General features: G+C 59.8%; 14 protein-coding genes. 6 read left to right on the top strand and 8 right to left on the bottom strand.

Going from position 1 to position 15569, the window contains the following annotated elements:
• Positions 1 to 46: 46 nt before the first annotated feature.
• Positions 47 to 1666, bottom strand: coding sequence for a long-chain-fatty-acid--CoA ligase (locus Q1A34_RS02135; RefSeq protein ID WP_300030094.1), 1620 nt, complete (start codon positions 1664 to 1666; stop codon positions 47 to 49).
• A 96-nt stretch (positions 1667 to 1762) separates the two neighbouring features.
• On the opposite strand from Q1A34_RS02135, the gene Q1A34_RS02130 reads away from it, so the two are divergent.
• Positions 1763 to 2245, top strand: a complete 483-nt coding sequence (locus Q1A34_RS02130) for a thioesterase family protein (protein WP_300030092.1) — start codon at positions 1763 to 1765, stop codon at positions 2243 to 2245.
• A gap of 2 nt (positions 2246 to 2247) precedes the next feature.
• Here the strand turns inward: Q1A34_RS02130 and pgi are convergent, their stop codons facing one another.
• From pgi to zwf, 3 genes are read right to left on the bottom strand one after another with little or no spacing between them, the layout of a single operon-like run.
• Positions 2248 to 3840, bottom strand: coding sequence for a glucose-6-phosphate isomerase (gene pgi / locus Q1A34_RS02125; RefSeq protein ID WP_300032310.1), 1593 nt, complete (start codon positions 3838 to 3840; stop codon positions 2248 to 2250).
• Positions 3837 to 4508 (bottom strand): 6-phosphogluconolactonase, encoded by a 672-nt coding sequence (pgl, locus tag Q1A34_RS02120; protein ID WP_300030089.1) that lies wholly within the window; start codon positions 4506 to 4508, stop codon positions 3837 to 3839. The genes pgi and pgl overlap by 4 nt, the downstream gene beginning before the upstream one ends.
• On the bottom strand, positions 4505 to 5974 hold the full coding sequence (zwf, locus tag Q1A34_RS02115; RefSeq protein ID WP_300030087.1) for a glucose-6-phosphate dehydrogenase: 1470 nt from the start codon (positions 5972 to 5974) through the stop codon (positions 4505 to 4507). The genes pgl and zwf overlap by 4 nt, the downstream gene beginning before the upstream one ends.
• Before the next feature lie 172 nt (positions 5975 to 6146).
• On the opposite strand from zwf, the gene Q1A34_RS02110 reads away from it, so the two are divergent.
• Positions 6147 to 7094, top strand: a complete 948-nt coding sequence (locus Q1A34_RS02110; protein WP_300030084.1) for a radical SAM protein — start codon at positions 6147 to 6149, stop codon at positions 7092 to 7094.
• Positions 7095 to 7114: 20 nt separating this feature from the next.
• Here Q1A34_RS02110 and Q1A34_RS02105 read toward each other — a convergent pair whose 3' ends face one another.
• A complete protein-coding gene (locus Q1A34_RS02105) occupies positions 7115 to 7384 on the bottom strand; it encodes an usg protein (RefSeq protein ID WP_300030081.1) in 270 nt (89 codons plus the stop codon).
• Between the two features lie 192 nt (positions 7385 to 7576).
• Between Q1A34_RS02105 and gyrA the strand changes: the two genes are divergently transcribed.
• The 3 genes from gyrA (at position 7577) to Q1A34_RS02090 (ending at position 11355) form a co-directional block, all read left to right on the top strand.
• Positions 7577 to 10327 carry a DNA gyrase subunit A gene (gene gyrA, locus Q1A34_RS02100; RefSeq protein ID WP_300030078.1) on the top strand — a complete coding sequence of 917 codons (2751 nt, stop codon included), beginning with the start codon at positions 7577 to 7579 and terminating at the stop codon, positions 10325 to 10327.
• Positions 10328 to 10414: 87 nt separating this feature from the next.
• Positions 10415 to 10948 (top strand): hypothetical protein, encoded by a 534-nt coding sequence (locus tag Q1A34_RS02095; RefSeq protein ID WP_300030075.1) that lies wholly within the window; start codon positions 10415 to 10417, stop codon positions 10946 to 10948.
• A 56-nt stretch (positions 10949 to 11004) separates the two neighbouring features.
• On the top strand, positions 11005 to 11355 hold the full coding sequence (locus tag Q1A34_RS02090; RefSeq protein ID WP_300030072.1) for a DUF6614 family protein: 351 nt from the start codon (positions 11005 to 11007) through the stop codon (positions 11353 to 11355).
• A gap of 4 nt (positions 11356 to 11359) precedes the next feature.
• Here Q1A34_RS02090 and Q1A34_RS02085 read toward each other — a convergent pair whose 3' ends face one another.
• The 3 genes from Q1A34_RS02085 to Q1A34_RS02075 all read right to left on the bottom strand — a co-directional run bounded on the left by Q1A34_RS02085 (position 11360) and on the right by Q1A34_RS02075 (position 14807).
• Positions 11360 to 12835, bottom strand: coding sequence for a carboxypeptidase M32 (locus Q1A34_RS02085; RefSeq protein ID WP_300030070.1), 1476 nt, complete (start codon positions 12833 to 12835; stop codon positions 11360 to 11362).
• Entirely contained in the window at positions 12835 to 13986 is a 1152-nt protein-coding gene (gene ctaA, locus Q1A34_RS02080; protein WP_300030067.1) for a heme A synthase, read from the bottom strand. The genes Q1A34_RS02085 and ctaA overlap by 1 nt, the downstream gene beginning before the upstream one ends.
• Positions 13987 to 14048: 62 nt before the next feature.
• The gene (locus Q1A34_RS02075) at positions 14049 to 14807 is read right to left on the bottom strand and encodes an RNA methyltransferase (protein WP_300030064.1); all 759 of its coding nucleotides are present in this window, start codon (positions 14805 to 14807) and stop codon (positions 14049 to 14051) included.
• A gap of 135 nt (positions 14808 to 14942) precedes the next feature.
• Here Q1A34_RS02075 and Q1A34_RS02070 point away from each other — a divergent pair, with 135 nt between their 5' ends.
• Positions 14943 to 15566, top strand: coding sequence for a thiamine phosphate synthase (locus Q1A34_RS02070; protein WP_300030061.1), 624 nt, complete (start codon positions 14943 to 14945; stop codon positions 15564 to 15566).
• The last annotated feature ends 3 nt before the right edge of the window (positions 15567 to 15569 follow it).

The raw sequence follows: 15569 nt of genomic DNA, 5'->3' as shown, positions 1-15569 counted from the left end.
GGGCAGGGTTGAACCCCATGGTCGTGGAAAGGGATTAAAATGCGACTTATGCCAGCAACACATCCCCGAATTTATCGCGTAAGTTGCGTTTAAGCACCTTACCCGTGGCATTTCTGGGCAGCGCATCGGTAAAGACCACCCGGTCGGGCACCTGCCAGCGTGCGATTTTGCCCTCATAAACCGACAGAATATCTTCCTCACTCGCTGTCTGACCTTCTGCAAGAACAGCGATCAGCACCGGGCGTTCGTCCCATTTCGCATGTTGCGCGCCGATTACAGCGGCATCGGCCAGAGCGGGATGCGCGATGGCAATGCCCTCGAGCTCCACCGAACTGATCCACTCTCCGCCGGATTTGATAATGTCTTTGGAGCGGTCCCGGATTGTCAGATAGCCATCAGGGTCAATCGTCGCCACATCGCCGGTATTAAACCAGCCGTCCTGCAGAGTTTCCCCGGGTGTGCTGTGAAAATACGCCTCCAGGATATAGGGCCCCCGCACAAGAAGTTCTCCCTGCGTCTCACCGTCATGCGGCAGCGGCACCCCATCTGCATCCACAATCGACAGCTCGACGCCCCAGGGTGGACGCCCCTGGTTTTCACGCAGGCTGTGAAGCGCCTCCGCGGGCAGTTCCAGGTGTTTGGCAAGCGGGGTGTTTATTGTGCCGAGGGGCGACATTTCGGTCATGCCCCAGGCATGCACCGTGTCCACACCATACCGTTCACGGAAGGTTTCGATCATCGAGGGCGGGCAGGCAGATCCGCCCACCACGGTGCGTTTCAGCGTCTCGAGATTGCTGCCTGCCGCCTCTGCATGGCCCAGCAGCCCCAGCCAGATTGTCGGAACACCCAGCGCGATGCTGACCCGGTGCGTGTCGATCAGCGCCACCAGCGACGCACCGTCAAGACCAGGACCCGGCAGAACCATCCGTGCGCCAACCATCGCACAGGCATAGGGCGTACCCCAGGCGTTTACGTGGAACATCGGCACGACGGGCAACACAACATCCATCGCCGAAAAACCAATGCTGTCCGGCAGATTGGCCGCAAAACTGTGCAATACAGTGGAACGGTGGGAAAACAGAACCCCTTTTGGATTTCCGGTGGTTCCCGATGTATAACAGAGGCTTGAGGCCGTTTCCTCGTCCATATCCGGCCAGGCATAGCCGGGTTCGCCATCGCCGATCAGGTCATCATAGGCGATGATACCGGGCAATGTTTTGGCAGCCTCGCCCACACTGGCTTCTAAAAGTACCACATGTTTCAGAGTTGTCAGTTTATCGCGGATCGCGGCCACGAGAGGCACAAAGCTGCTGTCGATAAACAGAACTTCGTCCTCGGCGTGGTTGATGATGTAGACGAGCTGTTCGGGAAAAAGCCTCGGGTTGATCGTGTGGCAGACAAAACCGCCCCCCGAGACCCCAAAGTAAATCTCCAGATGACGCCGGTTGTTCCAGGCAATCGTCGCGCAGCGGGCCTGGGGGCCCAGACCCAGACCACTCAGCGCCGAGGCGAGCCGCCGCGCGTTCTGCTCAACACCCCCCCATGTGGTCTGCTCCGTCCCACCGCCGGTGTTGACCGACAGGATCTCTGCCTCGGCGTGATAGCGTCCGGCATGTGCGATCAGCGAGGATATCAGCAGCGGTGCCTGCATCATCTGTCCCAGCATCGGCTCTCTCCCTTTTCTTCTCTTGTCATACCGTGCCCGCACGTTGTCCGTCTGGCAAGTCTTGGCAAAGGCAGGTTGTCCGGCTAAGCGGGTGACATGTCACTGATCTATCACACCCCGCTGAGCGCGGACACACAGACAGGTCTGGGGATTGATCCGCCGGCCGTTCTTGCCATGGCCGACCGCGTTCGCTTTTCCGAACTCGATCCGCTGAAACACGTCAATAACGCGGTCTACATGGCCTGGTTTGAACGTCTGCGTATCCGCTACACCCAGGAATGGGGCCTGACACGCTATGCGCTGACAGGAGACGGACCGCGCATTGTTATCCGGTCGGGGTCCATCCATTACCGTCAGGAAATGCTGATGGATGAGGACTATGTGGTGACCTGTCAGTGTACCGGGTTCCGGCGTACGTCCTTTACCCTTGCCCAGCAGATCTGGGCAGGCGGCACCCTGCGCGCGACGTTTGAATGCGTACTTGTTTTGCTGAACCAGGACGGCGACGGGCGCTATCCGATCCCGGATGCGATGCTGGAACGGTTCCGCACCATAGACGGCGCGGAACCCGACAGCTGATCTCAGTCCCGGTTGCGCTGAATGAAGCCCACGAGCGCGGCGGTTGAACCGTCTTTGCCCTCTGCGCTCGCGGTTCCCTCGACGACAGGCTGCAGGGACGTGGCCAGCTCTTTGCCCAGTTCGACGCCCCACTGATCAAAAGAGTTGATGCCGAGAATGACCCCCTCGACAAAGACCCTGTGCTCATAAAGCGCTACGATCCGGCCCAGTGTGAAGGGATCAAGCTGCGGGTAGGCCAGCGTGACCGACGGCCTGTTTCCTTCAAACACCCGGTGCTGGGCCTGGCGTTCCAGCTCATCGCCGCTCAATCCCTTTTGCGCCATTTTCGCGCGTGCTTCATCAATACTGCGTCCGCGCATCAGGGCCTCTGATTGTGCAAGGCAGTTCGCCACCAGCAGCTGATGGTGATGGCTCAGGTCGTCTTCATGACCCTGAGCCGCGATCATAAACTCACAGGGAATAACCCGCGTGCCCTGATGGATCAGCTGATAGAATGCATGCTGACCGTTGGTGCCCGCAGCGCCCCAGACCACCGGGCCACTGTCGACCACGACCTCTGTGCCGTCCATCCGGACACGTTTGCCGTTTGATTCCATTTCCAGCTGCTGAAAGTAATCCGGCAGGCGGGCAAGGCGCTGGTCATAGGGCAGCACCGCACGGCTGGCATGACCGCAGACCTGGGCATGCCAGACACCTGTCAGCGCCAGCAGCACCGGCAGGCTTTCATGAAATTCAGCTGCCTGAAAATGTCTGTCCATTGCCTGGCCGCCGCGCAGAAACGCATCAAAGGCCTCCGGGCCCACCGCAATCATCAGCGACAGACCTATCGGCCCCCACATCGAATAACGGCCGCCTACCCAGTCCTCAAAACCAAAGACGCGTTCTGCCGGAATGCCGAAATCCGCCGTCAGCTGATCGGCAGTGCTCAGCGCCGCAAACTGTGCTCCGGGATTACCGCCGTGATCTTCCATCCAGGCACGGGCCGTGCGCGCGTTGGTCATGGTTTCGATGGTGGTAAAGGTCTTGGACGCAACGATCACCAGCGTGCGCCGCGCATCCAGGCCCCGCAGTGTGTCCGCGATGTGCGCCCCGTCTACATTGGACACAAAATGGCAGCGCGGACCGTCAGCCCAGGGGCTGAGCGCCTGATACGCCATGGCCGGACCCAGATCAGACCCGCCGATGCCGATATTGACCACGTCGGTGATGTCGCTGTCGCGTACCTGGCGCGCATAGGCACGCATGCGCTCCAGCGTTCCCAGAACACCGGGCATCACGTCTTTGCCGTCCACCATGACCGGACCGCCGTCCAGATTGCGCAGGGCTGTGTGGAGCACTGCGCGTCCTTCGGTGTCGTTAATGGCCTCACCGCTGAACATGGCGTCGCGCTTTTCAGCAACACCTGCCGCTACGGCCAGCGCAATCAGTGCGTCACGCACGCCCGCATCGATGTTGGTTTTGGAATAATCAAAAAGCATGTCACCGGTCTGTGCGGTGAATTTCCGCGCGCGTTCCGGATCGCCAAAAAGCGACAGGATTTTCCGGTCGCGGTGTTCGTTCCCCAGACGCCGCAGTGCGTCCCATTCTGCGTTCAGGCTGCCCAATGGACCTGACCTCCCTTGATTGCGACGCTGACCGGGGCCTTGTTGGCCGGCAGTTTCATGGCCTGCTGCAGCGCCTCTTTCTTGTCCTCACCGAAGATGATCAGATGTTTGTCCATCGCACCCTCCAGCAGCGGACCACTCAGTGAAATCCTGGCTTCCGGCTGGCTGTCTGGCTGCATGGCCACCAGATGCGGCGCATTTCGATCCAGTGCCGCGTCGAGCCCCGGCGCGTCGGGAAAAAGCGACGCGGTATGCATGTCGGTCCCCATGCCCAGAAGCAATACAGACACAGGAACAAGCGACGCGATTTCAGCCGACAGAACCGGGGCTGCTTCTTCTGCAGTCATTCCCTCGCGGTAGAACGGGAAAAAATGTGCCGCCGCAGCACGGCCCGTCAGCAGCCGTTCTTTGACCAGCGCCGTGTTCGAGCGCGGATGATCCTCGGGGACCCAGCGCTCGTCCGTCAGCATGACGTGCACACGGCTCCAATCGATATCCACGGTACTCATCGCGTCGAACACCGGGCCAGGCGTTGTGCCGCCTGGCACGGCAAAACTGGCAACTTCATGCTGCAGCAGACATTTCCGCAGGTCACTCGTGATCGCATGGGCAACGTTCATTACTGCCATGTCACGGTCTGCGTTTTCGTTGAAAATCATGGTGTCACCTCTCTCCAGGCACGACCTTCCCGGGCCATCAGCTGGTCGGACGCATCGGGCCCCGCGCTGGCATGGTCATAGGGTTTAGGCACGTCATGACGGGCCGTCCAGCCATTGATGATCGGATCCGTCCAGGCCCATGCGGCCTCGACCTCGTCACCGCGCATAAACAATGTTTGGTTCCCACGTATAACATCCATGATCAGCCGCTCATAGGCATCTACGTTTTCAATATCATCCGCACCAAGCGCGTCGGCAAAGGTCATATCCAGCGGCACATCGATCAGGCGCATGCCGCCCGGACCCGGTTCTTTGATGGTGACCCCCAGTGTGATGCCTTCGTTGGGCTGCAGACGGATAGACAGAACATTCCGGTGCCGGCCTGCCTCATCTCCGAAAATCGAATGCGGCGTGTCCTTGAACATGACCGAGATTTCGCTTGAGCGCGCTGCCATGCGTTTACCTGTGCGCAGATAGATCGGTGTTCCCGCCCACCGCCAGTTGGCCACATGGATTTTCATTGCCAGAAAACTCTCGGTTCTGGAACGCGGGTCGCCCACAGCAGTCCGGTAATCGGGCAGGTTTTCCGGATCATCGGGTGCTGCATCGTACTGGCCGCGGACAATATGGTGCGGTTCCACCGGTTCCAGCGCGCGGATCACCTTGAGCTTTTCGTCCCGCACTGCGTCAGGATCAAAACGCGAGGGTGGCTCCATCGCGATCAGGCACAACAGCTGCATCAGGTGGTTCTGCACCATGTCGCGCATGGCCCCCGATTTGTCATAGTATTCACCGCGACCACCAACGCCGACGGTTTCGGCGACTGTGATCTGGATGTGGTCAATGAACTGGCTGTTCCACAGAGGCTCGAACAGCATATTGCCAAAGCGGATCGCCATGAGGTTCTGAACAGTTTCCTTGCCCAGATAGTGGTCGATCCGGTAAATCTGGTGCTCGTCGAAGTACTTTGCGAGCGTCGCGTTGAGCTCTTTTGCGGTATCGAGATCGCGCCCGAATGGCTTCTCGACAACAATGCGTGCCTTGTCGTCTGCCATGCCGTAACTTTGCAGCCGTTCGGCAAGATCACCAAAGAGAGATGGCGCGACGGAAAAATAATAGGCCTCAATGCGGTCGCTGCCCGACATCTTGTCACGCAGCGTTTCCCAGCCGCCGGTTCCTCTGGCATCAATCGCCACATAGTCCAGACAGTCAAGGAACTGATCCAGTGTGCCGTCCTCACAGGCGCGGCCACCGCCGAACTCGCGGATCGCGCCGGCAACCATCTCCTGATAGGCGGCGCGGTCCATTTCGCTGCGCGCGGCTCCGATGATACGCGCAGAGGGCGGCATCTGCCCCGCACAGTACCGCCGGAAGAGGCCCGGCAGGATTTTGCGACGGGCCAGATCACCCGTGCCGCCAAAAATCACAAGGTCGAACGGCTCGACCGGAATTACGCGCGAAACCATATTACTTTTCCTGAGTTCGAAGCCCGTCGGGGCCGGGATTTGTTAGCGCAAACATACGCAAAATGATTCTGATCACAAGAGCGTGCACACCCGGGAGCGGATGTTTTCTTGCCTTTATACACGCCCTGCCCCATTTTCCCGCTCAAATACTGACAAAGGACATGCCCAGGGTATGAAAGATCTCGCAGAGGCCAACGCAGGCAAGTTTCAGGATCCTGACGTAACCGCAAAAGGAGAAACAAGGGCCCGTGTTTCTCTGACCCAGCCAAAAACGCTCTGGTTCAACACCGGAACACTTTGCAACATCGAATGTGTGAACTGCTATATCGAAAGCAGCCCGTCGAATGATGCGCTGGTGTATATCACAGCGGCAGAAGTGCGTGACTATCTGGACCAGCTCGAAGATCGCGCGTGGGGTGTCAGCGAGATTGCCTTTACCGGTGGCGAGCCCTTTATGAACCCTGAAATGATCGCGATGACAGAGGCAGCGCTGGAGCGGGGGTTTGACGTGCTGATCCTGACCAACGCGATGCGGCCGATGATGCGGCGCGGGATGCAGGAGGGTCTGTTGCGCCTGAATGCGGACTGGCCGGGCAAGCTGACCCTGCGTATTTCTGTGGATCACTATGATATGGACCTGCACGACGCCGAACGGGGCGCCGGCGCTTTCGAAAAGACGCTGCGCGGGATGCAGTGGCTGCGCGACAATGGCATCCGCATGGCCGTCGCAGGCCGGTCCGTCATGGCCGACAGCGATGCGGAAAGTCGTGCCGGATATGCCGCATTCTATGCCGAACACGGGTTTGACATCGATGCGCAGGATCCTGGCATGACGGTGCTTTTCCCCGAGATGGATACTTCTGTCGAAGTGCCCGAAATCACAACAGCCTGCTGGGGCATTCTGAACAAATCGCCCGACGCGCTGATGTGTGCGTCCTCTCGCATGGTGGTGAAACGCAAGGGCGCCGCGCGCCCGGCGGTTCTGGCCTGTACGCTCCTGCCCTATGAGGCGGAATTCGAACTGGGATCTCGTCTGGAGGATGCAGAGGGGAGCGTTGCGCTCAACCATCCGCACTGTGCGAAATTCTGCGTTCTGGGCGGCGCAAGCTGTTCGGCCTGACGGGCGGCCGACCGGGCACGTCAGTGCAGGGTGAATTCGCCGGATACATTGCGCCATTCCCCGGCGCTGATCATTTTACGGTGGGTAAAACGCACGGAGTGCAGCGGCCCATCGATTTCTGACTGCCAGTACTCAACAAACTGAAAGAGCCTGGGGTGGTCCGGGGCAAGGTCGTAATCCTGCCAGACAAAAGTATTCAGGACATGGGTAAAATCGGGCATGTGGTAAAAGAATTCTGCCGTGGTCAGCCCGTACCCCTTCAGCATCATTTCTGTTTCTGTCATCGGCATTTTTCGCGCCTTTTTCTGCTTCCTCTCCTGCAGAATGCCATGAAGAAATTACTTTTCAATAAAAACAGTATGTTATCACTCTTTGCCGTTGGCTGCCAGGGCGTGCCGCACTGAGGCATTGCACCTTATATGTCCCCTCTGCTAGTATTCATACACAAAATATAGACCCTGCATAAAGAACGGGCAGTTCACGTGAGCGATACACCAGAAACCCCTGAAAACGATGATGAAAACGTGCCGGAGCGCCCCGTATACGATGGCCCTTCTGTCACGATCGAGCACGAGATGCGCACGTCCTATCTGGACTATGCGATGTCCGTCATCGTCAGCCGGGCCATCCCCGACCTGCGCGACGGTCTGAAACCGGTGCACCGGCGCATTCTGTTTGCGATGCACGAGACAGGCAACAGCCACGACAAGGCATACCGCAAATCCGCGCGCCCGGTCGGCGATGTCATGGGTCAGTACCACCCGCACGGCGACAGCGCGATCTACGACGCCCTCGTCAGGATGGCGCAGGATTTCTCCATGTCGCTGCCGCTGCTGGATGGACAGGGCAACTTTGGATCGATGGACGGCGATAACCCCGCCGCCATGCGCTACACCGAAGTGCGCATGGACAAGCCCGCAGCCTATCTGCTGGCCGATATCGACAAGGATACGGTCAATTTCCAGGACAACTACGATGGCAAACAGCAGGAGCCGACTGTGCTCCCTGCCCGCTTTCCGAACATGCTGGTCAATGGCGCGGGCGGCATCGCGGTGGGCATGGCCACAAATATTCCCCCGCACAATCTGGGCGAAGTCGTCGACGCCACGCTGGCACTGATTGACGAGCCGGACCTTACCTCGGAGCAGCTGATCGAATACGTGCCGGGCCCCGATTTTCCCACGGGCGGCATTATGCTGGGCCGCACGGGCGCGCGCAAAGCCTACCTTGAAGGGCGCGGGTCGGTCATTGTACGTGCGAAAACGCGTGTAGAGGAAATCCGCAAAGACCGCTGGGCGATTGTGATCGACGAGATCCCCTATCAGGTCAACAAGGCCTCAATGATCGAAAAGATCGCCGAACAGGTACGCGAGAAAAAGATCGAGGGCATTTCCCACGTTCAGGACGAATCTGACCGAAACGGCGTGCGTGTGGTTGTTGAACTCAAGCGTGATGCGACAGCCGAAGTCGTGATGAACCAGCTTTACCGCTTTACGCCGATGCAGACCTATTTTGGCTGCAACATGCTGGCGCTGAATGGCGGGCGTCCGGAACAGCTGACGTTGCGCAAGTTCCTGACCTACTTTATCGATTTCCGCGAAGACGTGGTAGCCCGGCGCACAGCGTATCTCCTGCGCAAGGCGCGTGAGCGCAGCCATGTCCTTTGCGGTCTGGCTGTTGCGGTCACGAACATTGACGAGGTGGTCGCAACCATCCGGTCCTCTGCCGATGCCGCAGAGGCGCGCAGCAAGCTGATGACGCGTCGCTGGCCGGCGCAGGATATCCTGCCCTATATCGCGCTGATTGATGATCCGACCCATACGGCCAATGACGACGGGACTTACAACCTGTCCGAAACGCAGGCCCGGGCCATTCTGGACCTGCGCCTGCAGCGGCTTACGCAGATCGGTGTCAAAGAAGTGACTGACGAGCTGGAAGAGCTGGCCGGTAAGATCAAGGAATATCTGGAAATCCTCGGCTCGCGCGAGCGGATCATGGGCATTATCGCGGATGAACTGCGCGAAGTGCGCGAACTGTTTGCTGTACCGCGCCGCACGGAAATCGTCGACTGGTCCGGCGACATGGAAGACGAGGACCTGATCGCGCGCGAGGATATGGTCGTGACCGTCACCTCCGGCGGCTATATCAAACGCACGCCTCTGGCCGATTTCCGCAGTCAGCGCCGGGGCGGCAAAGGTCTGGCGGGTATGCAGACCAAGGAAGAGGACGTGGTCACCACCCTTTTCGTCGCCAACACACATACGCAGCTGCTGTTTTTCACGACAGACGGCATGGCCTACAAGCTCAAAACCTGGCGCCTGCCCCAGGGTGGCCGCACGTCCAAGGGCAAGGCCATTGTGAATATTCTGCCCATTCCGACCGGCGTATCCGTGGCCGCAATTCTGCCCATTGACCGCGACGAAGAGGACTGGTCCGAGCTGCAGATCGTCTTTGCAACCTCCGCCGGAACCGTGCGCCGCAACGCGCTGTCAGATTTCACCAACGTGAAATCCAATGGCAAGATCGCCATGAAGTTTGAGGACGATCACGCAGATACCACGCTCATTAACGCGCGCATTGCATCACCGGATGACGATGTGATGCTGGTCACGGCCTCGGGCCGCGCAATACGCTTTCCGTCGACAGATGTGCGGGTCTTCAACTCGCGCAGTTCGGTCGGCGTGCGCGGTGTGAAGCTGACCGGCAATGACAAGGTGGTTTCTATGTCTGTGATCCGTCACTTTGATGCCACGTCGGACGAGCGCGCCGCCTATCTGAAAATGCGCCGGGCCATGGCAGGGCTGGCCGATGATGCAGACAGTGTGTCTGATGACGAGGAAACGGACGCGAATGCGACCATCAGCCCCGAACGCTATGCCGAGATGTCTGCGGCAGAAAACCTGATCCTGACACTGACGGCAGGGGGCGCGGGCAAGCTCAGTTCCAGCCACGACTATCCCGTGCGCGGGCGCGGCGGCATGGGGGTTCAGGCGATGGACAAAGCCATGCGCGGCGGCGCGCTGGTCGCCTCCTTCCCTGTCGAGATGGATGACCAGATCATGCTGGCTACATCGCGCGGGCAATCCATCCGCGTCCCGGTGGAAGGCATCTCCTTCCGGTCGCGCTCGGCCGGAGGCGTCAAGGTTTTTGACACAGGCAAAGGCGAAGAAGTTGTCAGTGTCGCCTGGATTGCGGATCAGGGCGAAGAGACCGGTGACAGCGCAGAGGAGTAACGCGCGTCGGCGCCTCGCGTCTTTCAGGGATTGTTAAACGCAGCGGCGTAGACTCAGGCGGTGTCTATCGTTTCGGGAGCCCTCCGCATGCTACTCAGATATCTGGCGTTCGCGGCATTTTTCCTGTGTGCCACGTCGGCCAAGGCCACCCAGTCGCAGACCGGTGACTGGGCCGCTGTCAGAATGGGCAATCAGTGTTTTGTCTACACGCAGCGCGCCGCGTCGCACACCTCGGGTACGCTGATATTCAGCTTTGATCCCGAAGGCTTCAACGCCGCCTTCCACTATCAATACACGGCCTGGCCCGGCGAGACCGAGGCCCCCTGGGATGAGGATGATGCGGTTCTGCTGGAAGTGGATGGCGCCGAAATCTGGCTCGGGGAGGAGATGTTCAAGGACTACCGCGAAGGCCGATATGTCGTAGAATTGACGGCCGGCTTTGTCCCCGACATGGTGCTCAGCCTGCTTGGTGCGACTGACAGCGTCTCGGTCGCGCTGGACCGCACCCGGCTCGGCGAAACCTGGGTGTATGGACTGTTTTCCGCCTCCGGATTCCGCGAAACACTCACGCAGGCCGCTGAATGGTGCAGCTTCGATCCGCACAATTTGCCCACGCCTTAACGCAACGGCAAGCATTTGGCCGCACACTCCAACGGAGTGACGCAAGAGGTACTCTCATGAACGTTTATTGCTGCATGATCACGCTGAAAGACGATGCCAAGGCGCTGCTCTTTGCCAAAGCGCTCGAAGACTGGATGGGACATCTGCAGAGCAAGGGGGTGATCGGCCCGTGGCGGCTGATGCGGCGCAAGCTCAATCTGGCAGCAGACTGCTACCGCGATTTCATGCTGGAAATCGAAGTGGAGGGCCTGGCACAACTGGACGACGCATTCCGTCTGACCGGTCAGCATGACGACGACGTGGCGCAGATGCACCGCGCCGTGAACGACCTGATTGCAACAGCCGAATTCGCACTCTACCGCCCTTATCCGGATAAGGAGCGCGCCGAACGCATGGCGCTTCTCTGATCCGTCACAGGCCGTAGATGCCCGAGAACTTCTCCTTGAGGTAGGCCAGCAGCGGAGCTTCGGACGGGGCTGAACCGCAGGCGCGGGTGATCACGTCGCGTGGCTCAAAAAGCCCGCCATGCGTCTGAACACTGGCGGCCAGCCAGCCGGTTGCAGCTGTGGTATCTCCCTGCGCCAGCTGATCATCCAGATCCGGCACAGATGCCCGCAGAGCCTCGTGCAGGCAGCCCGCATAGACATTGCCCAGGCTGTAGGTCGGGAAATACCCGAAGAGCCCGACCGACCAGTGCACATCCTGCAACACCCCGTTTGACGGTTTATCCACGGCAAAGCCAAAGTCCGCCGCGAAACGGTCGTTCCAGGCCGCTTCCAGATCCCCCACCGTCAGATCCCCAGAAATCAGCGCGCGTTCCAGATCAAAGCGGAGCAGAACATGCAGATTATACTGCAGTTCGTCCGCTTCGGTCCGGATGTAGCCGTCATTCACGCGGTTCACCGTCGCGTAAAAGCTGTCCTCGTCCGGAATGCCGAAATCCCCAAAAGCATCGCGCATCTGGGCATAAAGCCAGCCGGTGAAAGCGCGGCTGCGCCCCAGCTGGTTTTCGTAAATTCGGCTCTGGCTTTCGTGCACGCCCATGGATACGCCCTGCCCCAGAGGCGTCAGCAGATAGTCAGGGTTGATGTTCTGCTCGTAACAGGCGTGACCCACTTCGTGGATGGTGGAATAAAAACAGTTGAAAGGGTCCGTTTCACTGGTACGCGTTGTGATCCGCACATCATGGCCTGAGCCAGAGCTGAAAGGATGCACCGCCTTGTCCACCCGCCCGCGGTTCATGTCATAGCCAAAGGTCAGCGCCAGCTTGTGCGTCAGCTGCATCTGCGCGGATTCATCAAAACTGCCGGTCAGCCGCGCGGGTGGTGCGGCATCCAGAACCGCCGCCCGCAGACTGCTGAGTTCCGGTCTGAGTGCGCCGAACATCGCCTCCAGCTCCGCACCGGTCGTGCCCGGTTCATAATCAGACAACAACGCATCATAAACATCGCCGCCCTGCGCCAGTGCTGCACCTTCTTCTCTGCGCAGCCGGATGACATTCTCCAGTGTCGGCGCAAAAGCGGCAAAATCATTCTGCGCGCGGGCGTCGGCCCAGACCCCCTGGGAGACGGATGTGACGCGCGCAATCTCGGCAGCAAGAGCAGCCGGTACTTTGGACGCGCGCTCATACGACCGGCGGATATGGCGCAGCTGGGCGCGCGCGACGTCGTCCTGTTGCTCCTGTTCAGCGGCTGCCAGCCAGTCGCCCATGCGCGGGTCTGTGCGCCGCGCGTGCAGAACCGATTCCAGCGCTGCAATCTCCTCGCCCCGTTGATCTGCAGCCCCCCGGGGCATCATGGTTTCCTGGTCCCATCCCAGACGTCCCGCAACGGACGACAATGCGGTTGTTTCGCGGGTAAAGGCCATCAGCGCATCATAAGCACTCATCAGGAAGCTCCTCTCAGGGATGTGGCGATCGGATAGCCGCTCAGGAACCGGGCCCGCAGGATCAGCACCCAGACCAGAATGGCGAGGGCCTGGTGGAAAATGGCAATATGAACAGGCGCGCCATAGATCACAGTGACGATTCCGAGCACGACCTGCAACAGCAGGCCACATATGACGGCATTGAAGGCAAAACGGGTGCGCGGATGTGCCGACCGGCGGCCGCGCAGCCAGACGATAATGGCAAACACAAGCAGCAGATAGCCTGTGACGCGGTGCATGAACTGGACAAGCCCGGGGCTTTCAAAAAAGTTGCGCCAGAGGGGTTCAAGTACGAGTGCGCTGTCCGGGAAGAACTGCCCGCCCATGGTGGGCCAGTCTGTGTAACTGCGGCCCGCATCTATGCCGGCCACCAGAGCACCAATGAGTATTTGAAGAAGGGTGAAGTGCAGCAGTCCGGTCGACAGACCCCATTGTTTGCTTTCGCGTGCCCGGCGCGCCTGCATCAGATCCTGGGCAGTGCGGCCCAGTTCCATGATGTACCAGGAGATAAACCCGAGGATGATGAACGCGAGGCCAAGATGTGTCGCGAGGCGGTAGCTTGCCACATCGACCATACCCTCGCCCTGCGTCACACCGGAGGCAACCATCCACCAGCCGATGGCCCCCTGTGCGCCCCCGAGGCACCCCAGCAGAAGCAGCTTTGGCGTCCAGCCCGGCGGGATTTTGCTCCGGATACCGAACCAGACAAAACCAGCGGCCCAGACAAGACCGATTACGCGCCCCAGTTGCCGGTGCCCCCATTCCCACCAGTATATCACTTTGAAATCCGCCATCTGCATCCACTGGTTCTGGATGCGGAACTCATCGATTTGCTGGTATTTTTCGAACTCTGACTGCCATTCTGCCTCGGACATCGGCGGCAGTGCCCCCGTGATGGGACGCCATTCTGTGATGCTGAGCCCGCTGTCTGTCAGACGTGTGAGCCCGCCAACGACGATCATTACGACGACCAGGGCAAATAGGATCATCAGCCAGACACGTATCGCGCCACGCGCGCCTGTCCGCCCTTTGTCAATCAGCCCTGGCTGTGCCGTCGGGCGGGTTTCGGTAGTGGCGCTGACGTCCTCGAAGATGTTGCGCTTTTTGCTCATCCCGGTGCCTTTTCTCAGGTGTTGTGGCTATACCTATGCCCGCGCGGGGGAGAGGTCCAGCGTCACTGATTGTCGCGGTCTCTGCCCCGGAGGATCTGTCGCAGCATGCCATGCAGCATCTGGACGTCAGCCCGTGTCAGGGGCATTCTGCTCCACATATTGCGCAGGTTCGTGCGCATGGACTGCGCTTTGTGTTCAGGAAAGAAAAAGCCAGCCTCTGTCAGGCGGTCTTCCCAGTGTTTTGCCAGGTGTTCAACCTCGATCGCTTCGGCCCAGTCGGTACCGGCCATTCCGCTCTCCACAGGTGTCACATCTGAGGTGGCGCGCATCCATTCGTAGCCGGTCAGCAGCACGCATTGCGCCAGATTGAGTGAGGCAAAGTCTGGGTTCACGGGCACTGAAATGATGGCGTTGGCTTTGGCGATGTCTTCATTCTCGAGGCCCGCGCGTTCCGGGCCAAAAAGAACGGCAACGCGCTGTCCTGCCGCAATTTTCTGCGCTGCGAGCTGCATGGCCGCTTCTGGGCTCATTACTGGTTTGGTCAGATCGCGCGACCGGGCTGTGGTTGCAAAAACATAAGCGCAGTCTGCGATGCCCGCTGCCAGATCGTCGCTGAGCTGTGCGCCGTCCAGAACGCGACCTGCACCGCTGGCCATGGCAACAGCTGCCTGATTTGGCCAGCCGTCGCGCGGGGCGACAATACGCATATGCCCGAGGCCAAAATTCAGCATGGCGCGGGCTGCGGCTCCGATGTTTTCCCCCATCTGCGGGCGGACAAGTACAAAGGCCGGGGTGCGGGGATGTTCAACGGGATCAGGCATGGCGGCCTGATAAGCGCTCTGCGCCGTACCTGCAACGCCCCGCAGATCAATTCGACCTCTTACGGGGATAATCGTTTTCCTTTTTGCCAGCCGGGCGGTACTGATCAGTGCCGCAAGACCTCAAGGACCAGAGACATGGAAGATACCCCCGAACAGCCCCAGATTTACCTGATCACTCCGCCGGAATTTGAGCTGAGTACTTTTCCTGACCTGCTGGCACGGGTTCTTGATGCTCATGAGGTCGCCTGTGTGCGGCTGGCACCGGCAAGCCGGGACGAGGACCGGATTGCGCGTGCCGCTGACGCGCTGCGCGAAGTGACACATGCCCGCGACATCGCACTGGTGCTGAGCGAGCACACCATGCTGGCAGACCGGCTGGGTCTTGATGGCGTTCACCTGAACGATGCGGCCCGGTCCGTGCGCGATACGCGCAAGGCTTTGGGCGAGGATGCGATCGTTGGTGCGTTCTGCGCCGGCTCACGCCATGATGGCATGGCCGCCGGTGAAGCAGGCGCGGATTACGTCAGTTTCGGTCCTGTTGAGGCGTCTGCCCTGGGAGACGGCAGTTATGCAGAGCGCGACCTGTTTGAGTGGTGGTCCGAAGTGATCGAAGTGCCGGTCGTGGCCGAGGGCGGGCTGACGCCTGAAAACATCGCCTCGCTGGCCGGGTTTACAGATTTTTTCGGCATCGGCGACGAAATCTGGCGGACAGAAGATCCTGTCCGTGCACTCGGCGAGCTGATGGCCGCGATGAGGTAAGCG

Origin of the sequence: uncultured Roseobacter sp., from assembly GCF_947491795.1 — a bacterium.
Taxonomy (GTDB): domain Bacteria; phylum Pseudomonadota; class Alphaproteobacteria; order Rhodobacterales; family Rhodobacteraceae; genus Roseobacter.
This window is presented reverse-complemented; position numbering and strand designations above follow the sequence as displayed.